The 17,848-nt window shown below is 62.5% G+C and carries 22 protein-coding genes; 3 read left to right on the plus strand and 19 right to left on the minus strand.

Annotated elements, in window-relative coordinates; genetic code table 11:
- Window positions 1-105 precede the first annotated feature (105 nt).
- From rpsK to QF015_RS06675, 5 genes are all read right to left on the minus strand, one after another.
- Complete coding sequence (gene rpsK, locus QF015_RS06655; RefSeq protein ID WP_014922380.1) at window positions 106-507, minus strand: 30S ribosomal protein S11; 402 nt, start codon at window positions 505-507, stop codon at window positions 106-108.
- 51 nt (window positions 508-558) lie between these two features.
- Complete coding sequence (gene rpsM, locus QF015_RS06660) at window positions 559-936, minus strand: 30S ribosomal protein S13 (protein WP_011775569.1); 378 nt, start codon at window positions 934-936, stop codon at window positions 559-561.
- A gap of 196 nt (window positions 937-1,132) precedes the next feature.
- Window positions 1,133-1,246 carry a 50S ribosomal protein L36 gene (gene rpmJ / locus QF015_RS06665; protein ID WP_011775570.1) on the minus strand — a complete coding sequence of 38 codons (114 nt, stop codon included), beginning with the start codon at window positions 1,244-1,246 and terminating at the stop codon, window positions 1,133-1,135.
- A 72-nt stretch (window positions 1,247-1,318) separates the two neighbouring features.
- Complete coding sequence (infA, locus tag QF015_RS06670) at window positions 1,319-1,540, minus strand: translation initiation factor IF-1 (RefSeq protein WP_011775571.1); 222 nt, start codon at window positions 1,538-1,540, stop codon at window positions 1,319-1,321.
- Between the two features lie 194 nt (window positions 1,541-1,734).
- Window positions 1,735-2,685: a P1 family peptidase gene (locus QF015_RS06675; protein WP_429387901.1), complete on the minus strand. Its 951-nt coding sequence runs from the start codon at window positions 2,683-2,685 to the stop codon at window positions 1,735-1,737.
- Window positions 2,686-2,935: 250 nt separating this feature from the next.
- On the opposite strand from QF015_RS06675, the gene QF015_RS06680 reads away from it, so the two are divergent.
- The 3 genes from QF015_RS06680 to QF015_RS06690 all read left to right on the plus strand — a co-directional run bounded on the left by QF015_RS06680 (window position 2,936) and on the right by QF015_RS06690 (window position 6,257).
- Entirely contained in the window at window positions 2,936-3,922 is a 987-nt protein-coding gene (locus QF015_RS06680; protein WP_429387903.1) for a carbohydrate ABC transporter permease, read from the plus strand.
- The gene (locus tag QF015_RS06685) at window positions 3,919-4,848 is read left to right on the plus strand and encodes a carbohydrate ABC transporter permease (RefSeq protein ID WP_429387905.1); all 930 of its coding nucleotides are present in this window, start codon (window positions 3,919-3,921) and stop codon (window positions 4,846-4,848) included. Before QF015_RS06680 ends, QF015_RS06685 begins: the two co-directional genes overlap by 4 nt.
- Before the next feature lie 62 nt (window positions 4,849-4,910).
- Window positions 4,911-6,257: an ABC transporter substrate-binding protein gene (locus QF015_RS06690; protein ID WP_429387907.1), complete on the plus strand. Its 1,347-nt coding sequence runs from the start codon at window positions 4,911-4,913 to the stop codon at window positions 6,255-6,257.
- 61 nt (window positions 6,258-6,318) lie between these two features.
- On the opposite strand, the gene map is transcribed toward QF015_RS06690, so the two are convergent.
- The 14 genes from map to rpsH all read right to left on the minus strand — a co-directional run bounded on the left by map (window position 6,319) and on the right by rpsH (window position 17,788).
- A complete protein-coding gene (gene map / locus QF015_RS06695) occupies window positions 6,319-7,146 on the minus strand; it encodes a type I methionyl aminopeptidase (protein ID WP_429387909.1) in 828 nt (275 codons plus the stop codon).
- Between the two features lie 33 nt (window positions 7,147-7,179).
- Window positions 7,180-8,091 carry an NAD-dependent epimerase/dehydratase family protein gene (locus tag QF015_RS06700; protein ID WP_429387911.1) on the minus strand — a complete coding sequence of 304 codons (912 nt, stop codon included), beginning with the start codon at window positions 8,089-8,091 and terminating at the stop codon, window positions 7,180-7,182.
- A complete protein-coding gene (locus QF015_RS06705; protein ID WP_429387913.1) occupies window positions 8,088-9,848 on the minus strand; it encodes a class I adenylate-forming enzyme family protein in 1,761 nt (586 codons plus the stop codon). Before QF015_RS06705 ends, QF015_RS06700 begins: the two co-directional genes overlap by 4 nt.
- A complete protein-coding gene (locus tag QF015_RS06710) occupies window positions 9,841-11,025 on the minus strand; it encodes a cytochrome P450 (protein ID WP_310205991.1) in 1,185 nt (394 codons plus the stop codon). Before QF015_RS06710 ends, QF015_RS06705 begins: the two co-directional genes overlap by 8 nt.
- The gene (locus QF015_RS06715; protein WP_429387915.1) at window positions 11,022-11,834 is read right to left on the minus strand and encodes a glycosyltransferase; all 813 of its coding nucleotides are present in this window, start codon (window positions 11,832-11,834) and stop codon (window positions 11,022-11,024) included. The genes QF015_RS06710 and QF015_RS06715 overlap by 4 nt, the downstream gene beginning before the upstream one ends.
- On the minus strand, window positions 11,831-12,874 hold the full coding sequence (locus QF015_RS06720) for a 3-oxoacyl-ACP synthase III family protein (RefSeq protein ID WP_429387918.1): 1,044 nt from the start codon (window positions 12,872-12,874) through the stop codon (window positions 11,831-11,833). The genes QF015_RS06715 and QF015_RS06720 overlap by 4 nt, the downstream gene beginning before the upstream one ends.
- 108 nt (window positions 12,875-12,982) lie before the next feature.
- Entirely contained in the window at window positions 12,983-13,552 is a 570-nt protein-coding gene (locus QF015_RS06725; protein ID WP_310207052.1) for an adenylate kinase, read from the minus strand.
- A 5-nt stretch (window positions 13,553-13,557) separates the two neighbouring features.
- Window positions 13,558-14,868 (minus strand): preprotein translocase subunit SecY, encoded by a 1,311-nt coding sequence (gene secY / locus QF015_RS06730; protein ID WP_310206001.1) that lies wholly within the window; start codon window positions 14,866-14,868, stop codon window positions 13,558-13,560.
- A gap of 187 nt (window positions 14,869-15,055) precedes the next feature.
- Window positions 15,056-15,538, minus strand: coding sequence for a 50S ribosomal protein L15 (gene rplO / locus QF015_RS06735; protein WP_310206004.1), 483 nt, complete (start codon window positions 15,536-15,538; stop codon window positions 15,056-15,058).
- Window positions 15,538-15,744 (minus strand): 50S ribosomal protein L30, encoded by a 207-nt coding sequence (gene rpmD / locus QF015_RS06740; RefSeq protein WP_018776677.1) that lies wholly within the window; start codon window positions 15,742-15,744, stop codon window positions 15,538-15,540. Before rpmD ends, rplO begins: the two co-directional genes overlap by 1 nt.
- Before the next feature lie 2 nt (window positions 15,745-15,746).
- Entirely contained in the window at window positions 15,747-16,418 is a 672-nt protein-coding gene (rpsE, locus tag QF015_RS06745) for a 30S ribosomal protein S5 (RefSeq protein ID WP_026539813.1), read from the minus strand.
- Between the two features lie 29 nt (window positions 16,419-16,447).
- Window positions 16,448-16,831 (minus strand): 50S ribosomal protein L18, encoded by a 384-nt coding sequence (gene rplR, locus QF015_RS06750; RefSeq protein ID WP_011775582.1) that lies wholly within the window; start codon window positions 16,829-16,831, stop codon window positions 16,448-16,450.
- Between the two features lie 3 nt (window positions 16,832-16,834).
- Window positions 16,835-17,371, minus strand: coding sequence for a 50S ribosomal protein L6 (gene rplF / locus QF015_RS06755; RefSeq protein ID WP_310206008.1), 537 nt, complete (start codon window positions 17,369-17,371; stop codon window positions 16,835-16,837).
- An 18-nt stretch (window positions 17,372-17,389) separates the two neighbouring features.
- Window positions 17,390-17,788 (minus strand): 30S ribosomal protein S8, encoded by a 399-nt coding sequence (gene rpsH, locus QF015_RS06760; protein WP_024817585.1) that lies wholly within the window; start codon window positions 17,786-17,788, stop codon window positions 17,390-17,392.
- Between the last annotated feature and the right edge of the window lie 60 nt (window positions 17,789-17,848).

Below are 17,848 nucleotides of genomic sequence, written 5' to 3' on the forward strand. Positions count from 1 at the left end.
GTGGTGGAAATCGGCTTCGGTTTCCAGCCTGACCAGCCGGGCCATGCTTATGGAGTGTCGAAACTCTCCACAGCAGGCCCGGCCGGTCAGGCAGGGAAGACCTAATTAGACGCGGCGGCGCTTCGGCGGGCGGCAACCGTTGTGGGCGCTGGGGGTGACGTCCTGAATGGAGCCAACCTCGAGGCCAGCGGCCTGAAGCGAACGGATTGCGGTTTCGCGTCCGGATCCCGGGCCCTTGACGAATACGTCAACCTTGCGCAGACCGTGCTCCTGAGCGCGCTTTGCAGCGGCTTCAGCAGCCATCTGGGCAGCGAAGGGAGTGGACTTACGGGAGCCCTTGAAGCCAACCTCACCGGCGGAAGCCCATGAGATGACAGCACCGTTCGGGTCCGTGATGGACACGATGGTGTTGTTAAAGGTGCTCTTGATGTGCGCCTGGCCAAGCGCAATATTCTTCTTATCCTTGCGACGCGGCTTACGAACCGCTCCACGAGTCTTCGGGGGCATTGTTTCTCCTACAGAAAGTTATCGGGGGAAAACCAGGTCAATCCCGAGGGATTAACGTCCGGCCTTCTTCTTGCCGGCGACGGTGCGCTTCGGGCCCTTGCGGGTACGAGCGTTGGTCTTCGTACGCTGTCCGCGTACGGGCAGGCCCTTGCGGTGGCGCAGGCCTTCGTAGCTGCCGATCTCAACCTTGCGGCGGATGTCAGCGGCTACCTCGCGGCGAAGGTCACCCTCAACCTTGTAGTTGCCTTCAATGTAGTCACGCAGCTGAACCAGTTCGGCGTCAGTCAGGTCCTTGACGCGAACGTCGGCGCTGATGCCGGTGGCAGCCAGGGTTTCGTGTGCACGGGTCTTGCCCACGCCGTAGATGTAAGTAAGCGCAATTTCCAACCGCTTTTCGCGGGGAATGTCTACGCCAGCGAGACGAGCCATAGTGGCGGTACTCCTTGAATAAACCGGAGGTCGTAGGCAGTACACCCACACGTTCAGTGTGGCCCCAGCCTCCGACCGGGGGTTCGCTGACCAGGCTCTGTAATGCAGTCCTGGCACAGCTTGTGCTGCCTTTATTTACTTGCGTGGGCTAGCAACCCAGGTTTGCCCTTGCGGGCGCTGATTCCCGGAAGGGGAATTAGCCCTGGCGCTGCTTGTGGCGCGGGTTCTCGCAGATCACCATGACCCGGCCGTTACGGCGGATCACTTTGCACTTGTCGCAGATCTGCTTGACGCTCGGCTTGACCTTCATGGCGTTCCTTTGCGTGTTTTGCAGTTGATCTGCTGGAGCGGCTTAGGCACTACTGCCTGGCCGCCCAGCAATTTACTTGTAGCGGTAGACGATACGACCACGTGTGAGGTCGTATGGGCTCAGCTCAACCACTACCCGGTCCTCGGGGAGGATTCGAATGTAGTGCTGTCGCATCTTCCCAGAGATGTGTGCGAGAACGACGTGCTTGTTGGTGAGCTCAACGCGAAACATCGCATTGGGCAGCGCCTCAGTCACAACGCCCTCGATCTCAATGACCCCGTCCTTCTTGGCCATATCCTCCGCTAACTGTTGTTTGCCGCCGTCCTTCAGTTAGGCACCGAAGATCCAGCGGACGTTTTTTGTTTGCTTGGCCCTCTTGAACCACGACACTAAAAAGGGCGTGGCTGCACAGACAACCAACAAATAACTCTACGCCAATCAGGCCGGAAAGTTAAATCCGTCCATGGTAGCGCAAGCATCCGCCGCCGTCACTCCCCCGCAGTCCCGAACGCCGGGAAATCACCTGCCGCCGTCGAGACGCCTTCCGCCGCAAGGACGCCATCCAGAATGGCCAAACGAACCGCTTCCGCCGCGGCGCTTTGGAGCGTTATCAAGGAGACTTGCCTCGCTTGTTCAGTACTGCGGTCAAGCCCGACGGCGCCGGTCGCCAAAGCGAACACGGTATCGCCGTCCGCCAGGGTATGGGACGGATCCAGGGCCCGGGCCAACCCCGCATGCCCGGCAGATGCCGTCCGCTTGCACTCGGCCACATCCAACACCGCATTGGTCGCAATCACCACCAAGGTCGTATTGAGACCCTGGGGCGGGACCATCGAGCCCGCTGAGGGCTTCAGGTCCGCAGGACCAAACACCGGCGAACCCAGCGCATTCACCACGGCAAGGGCTCCAACAACCACCCCGCCGTCAAGAGCCATGGACGACGTACCAATGCCGCCCTTGTACTGGCTGCGCGCAATGACGGCACCGGTCCCGGCCCCGACGTTTCCACGCTCGACGGCGGCATGGTCACCTGAGGCGAACGCTGCGGCGGCTGCCTGGTAGCCCATGTCCGCATCGGGCCGTGCTTTGACGTCTCCACCCCGTCCAAGGTCGAAGATGGCAGCTGCCGGCACGATCGGCACCACGGTCCCGGGAACAGCGAAGCCCCTCCCCTGCTCCTCGCACCACAGCTGAGCCCCGCCGGCCGAGGCCAAGCCAAAGGCGCTGCCCCCTGTCAGCACCACGGCATCGACGGTGGAAACCAGGGTGGTCGGATCCAGCGCATCGGTCTCATGCGTCCCCGGACCTCCACCACGAACATCCACGGACCCCACGGTTCCCACCGGAGGAAGAACGACAGTCACCCCGGACAACCACCCCTCCCCAACCTTCTGCACATGCCCAACCCGTATCCCGGCAACATCGGTGATCGAATTCATGGCTCCATTCTCCACCTGCACGCCCGCGCTTTGAGGGCCAGCCGGGGGCGATGCGGTTGCAAGTGGGAGTCGAGCCTCAAGTACGAACACCCGAGTAACGCCGAGTAAACGGGTTGGGAAGTGTAAGACAACTATCGCTACGGCCCCCGGATTTGGCGCAATCGGCCACTGTCGGTGTGGTGAGCTAGGCCTGTCTTCGCCGCCCTGAACGGAGCCGGCGCCCCACATTCGTCCGAAACGTTAGTGACCCATGACTACCCGACAGATTCACAGCAGCATCGCGCCTGCAGGCAGGCCGGACACCACACGGCCGGGACCACCGGTGCAAGCGGGCCGGCCTGCTCCGGGAAGAAGGCGCTGGTCCGCCCGCAGCCGCAAGGACTTCCTGGTTTTCCTGGCCATGGCCCTGCCTAACCTGGTGCTGATTGGCACCTTCACCTATTGGCCCCTGATCAACAACATCTACTACTCGACGCTGGATTGGACCCTGGGTTCTGCGTCAGCCACGGTGGTGGGGCTGCAGAACTACGTCACGTTCTTCACCGGCGAGGACGCGTCCAAGGTCTTGGGGACCACGGCGGTCTTTACGTTGGTGACGGTGGGCGGCTCGATGGTTCTCGGCTTGCTGGTCGCCCTCGCCTTGAACTCGAACGTCCGTGGGACCACGTTTGCGCGCTCTGCGGTGTTCGCCCCCTATGTCCTTTCCGGTGTGGGTGTTGGCCTGGTCTGGCTTTTCATTTTCGATCCCGGATACGGCGTGCTGGCGTGGATCCTGCGTGGCCTTGGGCAGCAAAGTCCTCAATGGATCAACGATCCCCAGTTGTCGTTGGTAATGGTGATCATCGTCTACGTCTGGAAGAACCTGGGGTATTGCGCCGTGGTGTATCTTGCCGGGCTGCAGTCCCTCCCCCGCGATGTGATGGAAGCTGCCGCGTTGGATGGGGCCAACAGCGTGCGGAGATTTTTCAACATCTCCTTGCCGCTGCTCTCTCCCACCACGTTCTTCCTGCTGATCACCACCATGCTCAGTTCCTTGCAGGCGTTCGACCTGATCCGCATCATGACTCCCCTGGGCAACGGCACCAGCACCCTGATTTACGAGGCATATCTGCAGGCCTTCGGAGCCTACAACCGGGCAGGCTACTCAGCCGCGATCTCGGTGATCCTTTTCGCCATCCTGCTCATCATTACGGTCCTCCAACTGCGGTTCGTCGAGCGAAAGGTCCACTACTCATGAGCGCACCGTCACCAGCCGCCGTCGTGGTTTCCCCGCAGGACCGGCCAGAGGCCCCGAAGGAGTCGACGCAGCATGGGAGGCCGAGGCCCTTCTCCAGCGCGAACCTGCTCCAGACCGTGGCAACCGGCTACGTTCCCCTGATCATCGCCACGCTGGTCGTGTTCCTTCCGCTGCTCTGGATGGTGTTGAGTTCCTTCAAGCAACCGGGCGAGATCGTCACCATGGATCTGAAGATCCTGCCGGAGTCCCTGAACCTGGAGAACTACGCCACGGCGATGACGACCGTCCCCTTCGCACAGTTCTTCGCCAACAGCCTGATCGTCACTGTGGTTGGTGCTTCCATCAAGGTCATTCTGGCCATCCTGACCGCTTATGCCCTGGTCTTCGTGCGCTTCCCCTTCAAAAACGTGATCTTCGTGCTGATCCTCGTGGCGCTCATGGTCCCGGCCCAGGTTTCCATCCTGCCCAACTACATCCTGATCGCCGGCATGGGCGGCAAGAACACTTTGTGGGGCATCATCCTCCCCGGTCTAGGCACGGCGTTTGGAACCTTCCTCCTGCGACAGCACTTCCTGACCCTGCCGCCGTCGATCCTGGAAGCCGCGGAAATTGACGGCGCGGGCCATTGGCGGCGGCTCTGGCAGATCATCGTGCCGGTGTCCGTGCCGTCGATAGCTACGGTCGCTTTGGTGACCGTGGTCAGCGAATGGAACGACTACATCTGGCCGCTCATCATCACCGACCGTCCTGAAACCATGACGCTGCCTGTGGGCTTGACGTTGCTGCAGAACTCCGAGAGCAACGGGGCCGGGTGGGGAATCCTCATGGCCGGGGCAGTGCTGGTCATCGTCCCCATCCTGCTGGTCTTTGCCGCGCTCCAGCGCTACATCGTGGCCGGCCTGACGCAAGGCAGCGTCACGGGCTGATTTTCTCCCATCGCACCATTCGCATCGAAATACCCCTAGTGAAGTTATTGAGAGGAAGCACCATGCGTACCAACCTTGACCGCCGACATTTCCTGGGCCTGGCCGGACTTGGAGCCGGAGCCGCGGCCCTCGCCGCGTGCGGCGGGCCTTCGACGGCGGGCACGGCAGACGCCGTCGACACTGCAGCGCTTGACTTCAGCGGCGTGAAGCCGGCCGCCTCCATCGATTTCTGGACCAACCACCCGGGCAAGTCGCAGGATGTGGAGAAGGCCATCATCGAGAAGTTCCATGCCAAGTTCCCGGACATCAAGGTCAACCTGGTCACGGCCGGCGCCAACTACGAAGAGATCGCGCAGAAGTTCCAGACGTCGCAGGCCGCCAAGACGGGTCTGCCCGCGCTGGTGGTCCTCTCCGACGTGTGGTGGTTCCGCTACTTCTCCAACGGCAGCATTATCCCCCTTGATGGCTTGGTGAAACAGCTGGACATCAGGATCGATTACTTCCAGAAGTCGCTGGTGGATGACTACAAGTACGACGACAAGCAGTGGGCGCTCCCTTACGGCCGTTCCACCCCGCTGTTCTACTACAACAAGGACCACTTCAAAGCCGCCGGGCTGCCCGACCGCGCACCGGCCACTTGGCAGGAATTCGCCGACTGGGCACCCAAGCTCAAGGCCACCTCGGGCGCGCAGTACGCCTACATCTACCCCGCGCTTGCGGGCTACGCAGGGTGGACTTTGCAGAACAACCTGTGGGGCTGGGGCGGCAGCTGGTCCAAGGACTGGGACATCACGTGCGATTCGGCCGAGTCGGTTGCCGCACTGCAGTGGGCCCAGGATTCCATCTACAAGGACGCGTGGGCTGGTGTTTCCTCGAAGGAAGCCGCGGACGACTTCGCCGCCGGGATCACGTCCTCCACCATCTCCTCGACCGGTTCCCTGTTGGGCGTCCTGAAGGCAGCCAAGTTCAACGTGGGCGTCGGGTTCCTTCCGGGCGGCCCGGAGGTACCCAGCGGAGTCTGCCCCACCGGCGGAGCCGGCCTGGGCATCCCGAGCGGCATCTCCAAGGAGGAACAGCTGGCGGCCGCGACGTTCTTGAAGTTCATGACCGAGCCCGAGAACACGGCGGCCTTCTCTGCCGCAACCGGATACATGCCGACGCGTCTCTCGGCTGACATGTCGGCTGTCCTCGCCGCCACACCGCAGATCAAGACAGCCATGGACCAGCTCGCTGTCACCAGGGTCCAGGACAACGCACGCGTGTTCCTGCCGGGCGCCGACCAGGAGATGGCCAAGGCCGCGGCCAAGATCCTGACGCAACAGGGCGATGTAAAGGCAACCATGACCGAGCTCAAGAAAACGCTTGAGGGCATCTACACCAAGGATGTGCAGCCGAAGTTGAAGGCCTGATACCCCCGCGGCAAAACGGGAGCCGGGCTGCTTCAGCAGCCCGGCTCCCGTGTTTCACTGCTTACGGAATGGGGACAGGCACGACGCCGAGCGGCGCCAACTGCTCTGCGCCACCATCGGGGGCGGACAGGACCCAAATGCCCTTTTCGTGGACGGCTACCGAATGCTCCCACTGGCACGAACGTTTGCCGTCCGTGGTGACAACGGTCCAGTCGTCGTCGAGGGTGGCAGTTTCAATGCCGCCTCGAACCAACATCGGTTCAATGGCAAGGCACAGGCCCGGGCGGATCTTCGGGCCACGGTGGCTGGTCCGGTAGTTCAAAACGTCCGGGGCCATGTGCATCTCGGAACCAATACCGTGGCCGACGTAGTCTTCCAGGATGCCCAGCGGTTTGCCGTGGACAGAGGACACGTAATCATCGATCGCATTGCCGATGTCTCCGACGAACTTGCCCTTGGCCAAGGCTGCGATACCCCTCCACATGGCAGCTTCAGTGACGTCGGAAAGACGCTGGTCTTCGGGGTCGGCCGTGCCGACGATGACCGTCCGCGCAGAGTCCGAGTGCCAGCCGTCAACGATGCAGCCGCCGTCAATGGAAATGATGTCGCCGTCGTTGAGGACTTTGCCCCCCGGGATCCCGTGGACCACTTCCTCGTTGACCGACGTGCAGATGGTGGCAGGGAACCCGTGATAGCCGAGGAAGTTCGACTTGGCTCCTGCATCATTGAGGACTGCGGCGAAGACCTCGTCCAGGTCCTTGGTAGTGACGCCCGGTTTGGCCGCCGCAACTGCAGCATCAAGTGCGCGGCTCAAGACAAGACCGGCCTCCTGCATCTTGCGCATCTGCTCGTTGGTCTTGTATTCAATGCGGGGCTGACCGAACGCCATGTTCTCCTCTGGAAGGTTTACTGTCGGAGCCGATCAGGCCCCGTGCTTGAACCATTTTCCCGCATCAGCGACCGTGGTCGAAATTGGCTCGATTCCCAACTCCCGGCGGAGCCGTTCCAGACAATAGGTTCGTTCCCGGCCAAGTTGGCTGACCGCGTAGCGCGTGAGCCGTGGAGTTCGGCCGGTGGCCCGCGACAGCGTCTCCGACGCGCGGGCCAGAGCCATGGCCGCTTGCTCCGGAAGGTACCTGATGGCCACCCCGTCGAGTCCTGTGGCATCGAGTACTTGTCGAAGGACGTCGCCGAGTTCCACAGGCCCGGCGTCACCAACATTGACGGCTCCCCGAACCTCTGACTGGCAAGAGGCCAGGACAGCCCGCGCCAGGTTGTCCACGTGTGTCAATTGGTGCTTCACCTGGGGGTTTCCGACACTCAGCAGGTGGCCATTCCGGACGTTGCTGATCAGGCGGGGCAGGAGCGTCCGGTCACCCGGGCCGTAGACACCGTGAGGGCGCAGGGCCACGGCATTGCCATGGCGACGGGCCTCGACGTCGGCGAGCGTCTTGCTGTGTCCGTATGCGTTGAGGTGGCGGGTGGCCACCTCGTCCTCCGCACGGTTAACGCACGGCTCCCACCAGGGGTAGACGCTTGAACTTGATATGTGAACCAAGCGGGTTCCGGCGAAGGCCTCAGCGATGGCGCGGGTGCCCAGGACGTTTGCCCGATGGAAGAGGGACGCATCGCCCCAGTCGGCAACGTGTGCCGCCGCATGCACCACGGCGTCGACCCGGGGAACACGGGCCGGCGGCAGACCTGTCATGTCCCAGTAGGTGAGGCCGGGTCCACGCCGTCTGGCGAAGCGGACCACCTCCCAGCCCTGCGCTTCCGCGGCGCTTGCCACGGCTCCCCCGACGAATCCGGTAGCTCCGGTGACCGCGATCCTCATTGTGCCGCCCCTGTGCCGGTGCGGGACGCGAACTCCTGCCGCAGCACGTCACGGTTCGGTTTCCGATGCCTGCCGCTCAAGGGAATGGCAGCCAGGAATTCGATGTGGTCCGGGAGCGCGGATTCGTCGATGAGCCTGGGGAGTTCACGGTCCAGACGCGACTTTACTGTGGCAACCGGTTCTCCTGCCATGGGGACGACCGCCAGCCACACCGCTTCGTCGCCGATGTCATCCGGCACGCCGACCATCACCGCATGCTGTACTCCGGTGATCCCTGCAATGACGGGTTCGTACAGCGCCGGGTAGATATTGGTTTTACCTCGGATGATCATGTCCTTCTTACGCCCGATCATCACCAGCCTCGGTGCACCACCGCCACCGTTGTCCAACCGCACCAGGTCCCCCGTAGCGTGTTCCACCATCGGATCTTCGCCCAGGTAGCCATGGCACACGTTGGGACCGCGGACAGACAGTTCGTGGTCTGCTGCCACCCGGATTCCGACGGCGGGCAGCGGCTCGCCCAGGAAGTCACCTTCGCCGCTGCCATCCGGAGTGGTGACCTCGGCCTCTGCTCCCGATGCGAAGGCCAGTTTCTCCAGTCCGTCGGCTACCGCGATCGGGAGAGCTTCCGTCATGCCGTAGATCAGCTTGAAGTCGATGCCCGGGAGCAGACGCATCGCCCGTTTCAGGAAGGGTGCCAGGATCGGCGCAGCGCCAAGCATGACTGTCCTCAGCGAGGACGGCAGTGTGACTGTTCCGTCGTCGATCGAATCGAGGATGGGCGCCAACTGTGACGGCACCAGGAAAAGGTGGGTGGCGCCGTCGTACGCTGTGCGTTTGCCGGCCACCGGCCCCAATTCACCGGCCAGACGGAGCGGGTCTATGTGGGAGGAGAACCCGTAGGCAGGCATGGTCCAGTGAGCGCCTGCAATGAGGGCCGGCAGGCCCATCATGAGCTGCTCCGAGTGGACCCTGTCGCCCTCCCTGAAGGTGCAGCGCGTACTCAGTTGTTCAAAACCCGCCGCGAGCGAGCCGCGGGTGTGGACGACGCCTTTGGGAGCACCGGTGGTCCCCGAGGTGAAGATGATGACAGCTTCCTGCGAGGAAGCGTTCACTTCTGCGCCGGCATGGGTCGCGGCCGTATTGGCGGCGATGGCCGCCGTCGCCGGTGTTGCCTTCGCAGCAAGGGCTCTGACCGGCGTCGCACCCGATGGCACACCGGGGAGCCACGGCCCCGAATAGTAGTGGCGGACATCCATGGCGCCATAGTCCGGGAGGAGCAATCCCCTGCGCCGGGCAAGGGGCCGCAAAGGGCTTTTGGTGCTCAGCGCATACAGGAGCGACTCCGAGGCTGCCCACCGCGGAGCGGCAAGCCCAGCACGGTCGCGAAACAGGGACGGCCCGATTCCCGGATCAATAAAGACCACCGAACCGCCCGCCCGGACGGCACCCAAGGCCAGGATGAACGCCGCCGGACTGGGCCGCACGGAGAACAACATGCGCTCCCCGGCGCCGAAGCCATCCTCTTGGAGGCTCAGCGCCGTGGCTTCGATCCCCTCCACCAGTTCACGGTAGGTGATGGTCTTCCCGGGCTTCACGGAAGGAGTGCCGTTCCGGCCTTGGATGCGGCGCGCCCTGCCGGGTGCCGTGATGGCAGGATGCTCCGGAAACCGCTCCGCGGCGGCATACACGGCCGCGATCAGGTCAGCACTGACCGTCTCAGCGACCATCGATTCCTGCGCCGATTCCTCAGGCATTGGACAGCTCCAAACTCTTATACCCGGGGATCAGGACACCCCGGCTGACGCGGCGGGACGAGATGGTCCAGGGTTGGTGCGAATACCGGTCCAGCAGGAGTTCCAGCGTGGCGTTGATCTCGGCCATGGCCAGCGGCATGCCAATACAGAAATGTGCTCCGGCGCCGAACCACAACTGGCGTGCTTGCGGGGGCATGGCCTGTCCTGGATTGAAACCGCGCAGGCTCTTGGCGGCGTGGATGGTGGAAAGCAGGATCCGGTCCCCCGCCCGGACCTCTGCCCCTCCGATCTTCCCTGGCTGCACTGCGTCCCGCAGCATCATGGGTGACGGCACCGTGAACCGCAGAGCCTCGTTGACAGCGGAAGGAACGGTGGAGCGATCGTTGGCCAGTCCTTTAATCCTTCCGCTGTCGGTCAGCAGGGCCACCAGGCGGGGCAGGAAAGAGACCAGCGTTTCCGTGCCCACCATCACGAAAGCACTGATGATGCCCATCGCCTCATCCTCGGACATCCCGAGTTCGCGCAACCTTCCGGGAAAGGTCCCGGGGTCGCTCTCGCGGTAGGCCAACCTGGCCGGTCCCGCCAGGATTTCGACGGCGGAGCGGCCCTTGGCGACTTGCCGGGGCGTCAGGGTGGGGCGCCCCAGGCGGACAAGCGAGGAAATGGACGAGCCCAAAGTAAAAAGTTCACTGTTGGGCAGCCTCCCTGGCGCGTCATCGGGCACGCCCAGCAGCCTGGAGATGACTCCTCCGGCCATGTCCTTGACGCAGTCCACCAAGTCCAGTGAAGCTCCCGAATCCAGTTCCCTGGTCATCCGCGTGCCGAGGGCGGACGCCGCAGGTTCCACGATCCCCGCCACGGATCGCGGAGTGAAGAGGTCGCCGAGGCGCTGCCGCAACTTCCTGTGCTCCTCCCCATCCATGTTCACCAGGGCTTTGGGACCCACCACCGGTGTCCAGAGGGCGCCCGAACCCGAGGGACCGTTCTTCACGAATCTCTCCGGGTCCATCAGGACCTCGCGCACCAGTCCGGCTTCGCTGACCAGCACTCCCAGACCTGGCAGCCGGACCACCGGCCGAACACTCCCCAGGCCCCGGATCATCGGATACAGCAACGGATGGGCACCAAGGTGGATCCGCCGCTCCCACCGTTCGGCGGTAGCTGCGTCCTTGGTCACCGGATATCCACGTGGTCGGGACGGTACCGGTGGTCTGCGTACCATGCCAGGGTGTTCTTCAATCCCCAGGCCTTGACCCGGCGGGAAGAACCAAAGACCACAACATCGCGTCTGAGGGCGTAGTTCCGCGTCAGCTTGCGCACGCGGTTGGAGAGTGCCCGGTCCTCGTGGAGGTCTTCGATCCTGGAACGGGGGAATCCCCCGGAGCGGTGGTACATCTCCGCCGTGATGGCCATGTTGCAGCCTGGAAGCATCTGGTAAGGGCCTAAATACCCTTCCCCCTTGTTGCCGGGACGAATCCGGCCAAAGAATGAGGCGACCTCTACGGCGAGCAGCATCATGCGCCGTTCGCCGGCGGTGATTTCCTCATCCAGTCTCGGGTTCAGCTGCCCTGCGATGAGTTCCAGCCCGTCATCGAAGGCGGCCATGATCCTTGCCGTCCAGTCGGGAGCTGCCAGGCAATCGGAATCGGTGCGGGCCAGCCATACCGCGCCGTGGTCCACACCAAACCTCATGCCGGTGTCTGCTGCCGCGCCGGTGCCCTTCTGCGCCTCGTGCACCAGCCGGATGTCCATGTCGGGATGTTCCGCCGCGAAGCCGGCCACAATGTCACAACTGCTGTCAGTGGAGCCGTTGTCCACCACCACAACCGTGAAATCCTTGAACTCCTGGGCGGCCAGGGACTCCAGCGTCTGCCGCACCAGTTTCTCCTCGTTCAGCATCGGGACGGCGACGCACAACGGCTGGGTGGGACGCGTGCTTGCCAATCCCGGGTTCGACACACCGGGCTGTGTCTTCCCTGCCGTCACAGCCGCACCACCGCCATGCCCAGGCTTACGCCACCCGCCATGCCCACCAATGCGACGAGGTCGCCCGGCCCACACCGCCCGCTGTCCGTGGCAAGTTTCAGTTGCAGCGGAAGGCTGACCGAAGCAAGGTTGCCGAAATCCTCGACGGAAGGGACCAGTAATTCGGTGGGGACGCCTGCGCGCTCAGCGAAGATTCCCCGGTAAGGCGCACTGACTTGATGCACACACACCACCGCGAAGTCCGTCCACGAAAGGTCAAGCCGGTCGAGGGTCTGGTCCAGGATCTCGCACCCAAGATCCAGGAAGGCGTCCTTCAGCTTCTCACCGTCCATGCTGAAGTACGTAGCCTCAGGATCGCGCGGAAAAGCTGACCCTCCGGCCGCGAGCGTTCCCACGGACCAGTGGCTGCTCCGTGCGGTGAAGGCCATGGAGAGGATGCCGGCCGTCCCGTCGGGACCCGCCGGCTCATGGTCTGCCGCCTCAAGCAGGACAGCAGCACCGCCGTCGCTCATGGTGTAGCCGGGAAAGCTGGACGCGAAGGTCTCGAAGTCCGGGACCTGCCACCGCACCGCCCTTGACGGCGACTCGCCGGTCACTACCAGCACCCGGGCGTAACGCCCCGAGCCGATCAACGAGTCGGCCACTTCAACGCCGTTCAGGAAACTATTGCAGGCGTTCTTGACGTCCATCACCGGGCAGGCGAGCCCCAGTTTTGCCGCAACCATGTGTCCGGTGGCGGGCTCCACCATGTCCTGGCTTGCCGAGGCGAAAATCAGGAGGTCTACCTCCGGAGCCTGCAGTCCGCATTCGGCCATGACCTTGGCGGCAGCATTGGCCGCAAGATCGGACGCCTGTTCGGTATCGGCCATGACGCTCCGGGAGCGGATGCCCGTCACACGTCCGATAAGCCCCTTCGGAACCCGGAACCCCGGACTGCACTCGCCAATCCGACGCTCGACAGCGGCCGCGTCCAGCCGGGCAGGCGGCAGGTAAACCTCAAGCCCCGAAATCCGGCTGTGCCCAAATAAAGCAGTTTGCATGCGGTCCCCCAACAGTCAGCCGCGAAACGAAAAGGGTGTGCCCCGCACCAATGGTACGGGACACACCCCTTGCTCCAGAGCCGGCGGACCGGCTATGTGGAAAACACGCTAGACGGCCTTCGCCGATTCAATCGCCGTGAGGACACGGTCGGTAACTTCATCGATACCGCCAATGCCATCAACCTGCGTGAGGATGCCACGCTCGGCGTACTTGGACACAACCGCTTCGGTTTGCTCGTGATAGAGATCAAGGCGGTGGCGGATCACGGCTTCGTTGTCGTCCGAGCGGCCGGTTTCCTTGGCGCGGCCCAGAAGGCGGGTTACCAGCTCTTCGTCGTCGGCAGTCAGCTGGAGCACGACGTCGAGCTCCTGCTGGCCTTCGGCAAGGATCTGGTCCAGATAGTCGACCTGCGCCGTGGTGCGCGGGTAACCGTCCAGGAGGAAGCCGTTCTCCACGTCGCTCTGGCTCAGGCGGTCCCGAACCATGTCGTTCGTGACGCTGTCCGGAACGAAGTCGCCTGCGTCCATGTACTTCTTGGCTTCGATACCCAAGGGGGTTTCGCCCTTGACGTTGGCACGGAAGATGTCGCCGGTGGAAATGGCGACTACGCCGAGGCGCTCGGAAATCCGCTCAGCCTGTGTACCCTTGCCCGAACCGGGAGGTCCAATGATCAGCATTCTCGTCATCGCAAAAGCCCTTCGTAGTGACGTTGTTGTAGCTGCGCATCAATCTGCTTGACGGTCTCCAGGCCGACACCCACCATGATCAGGATTGACGTGCCACCGAACGGGAAGTTCTGGTTGGCGTTGATCAGGACGAGTGCAACCAGCGGAATCAATGCCACGAAGCCCAGGTAAAGGGCTCCAGGCAAGGTGATCCTGGAAAGCACGTACTGCAGGTAGTCCGCGGTCGGTTTACCCGCCCGGATGCCCGGAATGAACCCGCCGTACTTCTTCATGTTGTCCGACACTTCTTCAGGGTTGAAGGTGATGGCGACATAGAAGTACGTAAAGAACACGATCATGGCGAAGTAGAGCGCCATGTAAATGGGGTGGTCGCCACGGGTGAGGTTGTTGGTGATCCACTCAACCCAGGGTGCCATTTGCTCACCAGGTGCCGGCTGGTTGAACTGCGCAATCAGGCCGGGCAGGTAGAGCATGGAGGACGCGAAGATGACAGGCACGACGCCGGCCATGTTCACCTTGATGGGAATGTAGGTGCTGGTTCCGCCCACGGTGCGGCGTCCAATCATACGCTTCGCGTACTGGACCGGAACGCGGCGCTGCGACTGCTCCACGAAAACAACCAAGGCTACGGTCAGCAGGCCGACAGCCAACACCATGAAGAAGGTGCCAGGGCCCTTGGTCTCCCAGATGGAGCCCAGCGAACCCGGGAAGCTTGCAGCGATGGAGGTGAAGATGAGCAGCGACATACCGTTGCCCACGCCCTTTTCCGTGACCAGCTCGCCCATCCACATGATCAGGCCGGTACCGGCCGTCAACGTGATGATGATGAGGATCGTGGCGATGATGCTCTCGTCAGGAATGATGGGCAGGTTGCAGCCCGGGAGCAGCTGGCCGGATCGGGCCAGCGACACCAGCGTGGTGGCGTTCAGCAGTCCGAGGGCAATAGTGAGGTAGCGGGTGTACTGCGTCAGCTTTGACTGTCCCGAGGAGCCCTCTTCGTAGAGTTGCTGGAACCGGGGAATGACCACCCGAAGCAACTGAACGATGATGCTCGCCGTGATGTAGGGCATGATGCCCAAGGCAAAGACTGATACCTGCAGCAACGCGCCGCCGCTGAACAAGTTCACCAGCTGGTAGATGCCCTGCGAGGTGTCACCGCTGTTCAAGCATTGCTGGACATTCTGGTAGTTCACACCAGGCGAGGGGATAAAAGCTCCCAAGCGGAAGATTGTGATGATTCCCAGCGTGAACAACAACTTGCGTCGCAAATCAGGCGTCCGAAACGCCCGGCCGAATGCGCTTAGCAAGCGTCCTCCTGAGTAGAAAGTACAAGGATGTGATCGGGCTCAATGAAACCCAACAACCGAGTCTAACTGCTTGTGACGCCGTCGTAATAATCGAGAGTCCACAATCACGCAAAAAGATCCCGGTATACAGGGCCGAAGCCCCGCGTACCGGGATCTTTTTTACAACGGGCATCTGCCCCACTGGCTCTTAGAGAGCAGTGGTGCTTCCGCCTGCTGCTGCAATCTTTTCCGTAGCGCTGGCGGAGAATGCGTGGGCCGTAACATCAACCTTGACGGTGATGTCGCCGGTGCCAAGCACCTTCACGGGCTGGTTCTTGCGAACCGCACCCTTCTCAACCAGGGACTCAACGGTGACAGCGCCACCTTCCGGGAACAGCTCGTTGAGCTTCTCCAGGTTGACAACCTGGAACTCAACCCGGAACGGGTTCTTGAAGCCGCGCAGCTTCGGCAGGCGCATGTGCAGCGGCAGCTGGCCGCCGGCAAAGCCAGCCTTTACCTGGTAGCGGGCCTTCGTACCCTTGGTACCGCGACCAGCGGTCTTACCCTTGGAGCCTTCACCACGACCAACACGGGTCTTGGCGGTCTTGGCACCCGGGGCGGGACGCAGGTGGTGGACCTTCAGAGTGTTCTGCTTCTCAGCAGTCTCTGCGGCGGTCTTGTTCTCTGCCATTACTTCGCCTCCTCTACATTCACGAGGTGCGGAACCGTGTTCAGCATTCCAACGGTCACGGCGTCGGCGGTGCGGACAACAGTGTGTCCGATGCGCTTGAGGCCGAGGGACCGGAGGGTGGCGATCTGGTTCTGCTTGGCGCCAATGACGCCCTTGATCTGGGTGATCTCCAACTTGGCGTCGGAGGGAGTCAGGTTCTTAGCCATGACTAAACACCTGCCTTCTGGTTCTGGAGCGCGCGCACCAGAGCAGCAGGAGCAACCTCATCCAGCGGCAAGCCACGGCGGGCAGCCACGGAAGCGGGCTCTTCGAGCTGCTTCAGAGCGGCAACGGTCGCGTGAACGATGTTGATCGCGTTGGAAGAACCGAGCGACTTGGAGAGGATGTCGTGGATACCCACGCACTCCAATACCGCGCGGACCGGACCACCGGCGATAACACCGGTACCGGCGGAAGCCGGACGCAGCAGGACTACGCCTGCAGCAGCCTCACCCTGCACACGGTGCGGGATGGTGTTGCCAACGCGGGGAACGCGGAAGAAGGACTTCTTGGCCTCTTCAACGCCCTTTGCGATAGCAGCGGGAACTTCCTTGGCCTTGCCGTAGCCGACGCCGACCATACCGTTGCCGTCACCGACGACGACGAGGGCGGTGAAGCTGAAGCGACGACCACCCTTGACGACCTTGGCAACGCGGTTGATGGTGACAACGCGCTCTACGAACTGGCTCTTCTCAGCCTCACGACCGCCGTCGCGGCCACCACGGCCACCACGGTCGCCGCGGCCCTGGCCACGGTCGCCGCGCTCGCCACGACGTCCGCCGCGGCGGTCGTCGGCAGCGGGTGCGGTCTCAGTTGCTTCAGCAGCTACAGCTTCAGTCACCTGAATGTCCTTTTCGTTATTTTCAACGGTCACAGTGCCAGCCCACCTTCGCGAGCACCGTCAGCGACGGCGGCGATGCGGCCGTGGTACTTGTTACCGCCACGGTCGAAGACAACAGCCTCGACGCCTGCAGCCTTGGCGCGCTCTGCAACGAGCTCGCCGACGCGCTTGGCCTTGGCAGTCTTGTCTCCGTCGAATGCGCGAAGGTCAGCTTCCAGTGTGGAAGCGTAAGCCACGGTTACACCCTTGCTGTCATCGACAACCTGGACGAATACGTGACGTGCCGAACGGTTGACGACCAGACGAGGACGTACAGCCGTACCGGTGATGCGCTTGCGGATACGAAGCTGGCGACGGCTGCGTGCAGCAGACTTGCTCTTGTTCGAACGCTTCTTGTTAATTGCGATGGCCATGGTTTACTTACCAGCCTTTCCGACCTTGCGGCGGATGACTTCGCCGGCGTAACGGACACCCTTGCCCTTGTAGGGGTCAGGCTTGCGCAGCTTGCGAATGTTGGCAGCAACCTCGCCGACCTGCTGCTTATTGATACCCGAAACAGAGAGCTTGGTCGGACCCTCTACTACGAAGGTGATGCCTTCGGGTGCAGAGACGTTAACCGGGTGGCTGTAGCCCAGAGCGAACTCCAGGTCAGAACCCTTGGCCTGAACGCGGTAACCGGTACCAACGATTTCAAGCTTCTTCTCGTAGCCCTCGGTAACGCCCTGGATCATGTTGGCGATCAGGGTGCGGGTCAGGCCGTGCAGCGAACGCGAGTTGCGCTCGTCGTTCGGGCGGGTGACCGTGAGAGTGTTCTCTTCCTGGGTAACCTCGATCGGGCTGGCCACAGTGTGGCTCAGCTCGCCCTTGGAACCTTTGACGCTGATGACGGAGCCATCGAGCTTGACCTCAACTCCGGCAGGAACGGTGATGGGGAGACGTCCAATACGTGACATTATTCTCTTCCTTTCCCGTTACCAGACGTACGCGAGGACTTCGCCGCCCACGCCCTTCTTACCGGCCTGCTTGTCAGTCAGGAGGCCGGAAGAGGTGGACAGGATTGCGATACCCAGGCCACCCAGCACGTGCGGCAGGTTGGTGGACTTCGCGTAAACGCGGAGACCCGGCTTGGAGATGCGGCGGACGCCAGCGATGGAACGCTCGCGGTTCGGACCGAACTTCAGGTCGAGGGTGAGCTTCTTGCCAACCTCGGCGTCTTCTTCCTTCCAGCCGGCAATGTAGCCTTCTGCCTTCAGGATGTCAGCAACGCGTGCCTTCAGTTTGCTGTACGGCATGGACACGGTGTCGTGGTATGCCGAGTTTGCATTGCGCAGACGCGTGAGCATGTCTGCGACAGGATCTGTCATAGTCATTTGGGCTATAGCCCTTCCTCGTACCGGTTTCCGCTGCGCCCGCTCCTGGGAGCCTGCGCG

This window comes from Paenarthrobacter sp. TE4293 (assembly GCF_050435325.1).
GTDB classification, from domain to species: Bacteria; Actinomycetota; Actinomycetes; order Actinomycetales; family Micrococcaceae; genus Arthrobacter; species Arthrobacter nitroguajacolicus_C.

What these genes read in the sequence shown, in the direction of transcription:
- rpsK (WP_014922380.1), bottom strand. Translation starts at nt 507, where the DNA reads ATGCCCCCGAAGACTCGTGGAGCGGTTCGTAAGCCGCGTCGCAAGGAT.
- QF015_RS06725 (WP_310207052.1), bottom strand. Translation starts at nt 13,552, where the DNA reads ATGCTGATCATTGGACCTCCCGGTTCGGGCAAGGGTACACAGGCTGAG.
- QF015_RS06685 (WP_429387905.1), top strand. Translation starts at nt 3,919, where the DNA reads ATGAGCGCACCGTCACCAGCCGCCGTCGTGGTTTCCCCGCAGGACCGG.
- QF015_RS06690 (WP_429387907.1), top strand. Translation starts at nt 4,911, where the DNA reads ATGCGTACCAACCTTGACCGCCGACATTTCCTGGGCCTGGCCGGACTT.
- QF015_RS06680 (WP_429387903.1), top strand. Translation starts at nt 2,936, where the DNA reads ATGACTACCCGACAGATTCACAGCAGCATCGCGCCTGCAGGCAGGCCG.
- QF015_RS06720 (WP_429387918.1), bottom strand. Translation starts at nt 12,874, where the DNA reads ATGCAAACTGCTTTATTTGGGCACAGCCGGATTTCGGGGCTTGAGGTT.
- rpsM (WP_011775569.1), bottom strand. Translation starts at nt 936, where the DNA reads ATGGCTCGTCTCGCTGGCGTAGACATTCCCCGCGAAAAGCGGTTGGAA.
- infA (WP_011775571.1), bottom strand. Translation starts at nt 1,540, where the DNA reads ATGGCCAAGAAGGACGGGGTCATTGAGATCGAGGGCGTTGTGACTGAG.
- QF015_RS06700 (WP_429387911.1), bottom strand. Translation starts at nt 8,091, where the DNA reads ATGAGGATCGCGGTCACCGGAGCTACCGGATTCGTCGGGGGAGCCGTG.
- rplR (WP_011775582.1), bottom strand. Translation starts at nt 16,831, where the DNA reads ATGGCCATCGCAATTAACAAGAAGCGTTCGAACAAGAGCAAGTCTGCT.
- rpsH (WP_024817585.1), bottom strand. Translation starts at nt 17,788, where the DNA reads ATGACTATGACAGATCCTGTCGCAGACATGCTCACGCGTCTGCGCAAT.
- rplF (WP_310206008.1), bottom strand. Translation starts at nt 17,371, where the DNA reads ATGTCACGTATTGGACGTCTCCCCATCACCGTTCCTGCCGGAGTTGAG.
- QF015_RS06705 (WP_429387913.1), bottom strand. Translation starts at nt 9,848, where the DNA reads ATGCCTGAGGAATCGGCGCAGGAATCGATGGTCGCTGAGACGGTCAGT.
- map (WP_429387909.1), bottom strand. Translation starts at nt 7,146, where the DNA reads ATGGCGTTCGGTCAGCCCCGCATTGAATACAAGACCAACGAGCAGATG.
- rplO (WP_310206004.1), bottom strand. Translation starts at nt 15,538, where the DNA reads ATGGCAGAGAACAAGACCGCCGCAGAGACTGCTGAGAAGCAGAACACT.
- QF015_RS06675 (WP_429387901.1), bottom strand. Translation starts at nt 2,685, where the DNA reads ATGAATTCGATCACCGATGTTGCCGGGATACGGGTTGGGCATGTGCAG.
- rpmD (WP_018776677.1), bottom strand. Translation starts at nt 15,744, where the DNA reads ATGGCTAAGAACCTGACTCCCTCCGACGCCAAGTTGGAGATCACCCAG.
- rpmJ (WP_011775570.1), bottom strand. Translation starts at nt 1,246, where the DNA reads ATGAAGGTCAAGCCGAGCGTCAAGCAGATCTGCGACAAGTGCAAAGTG.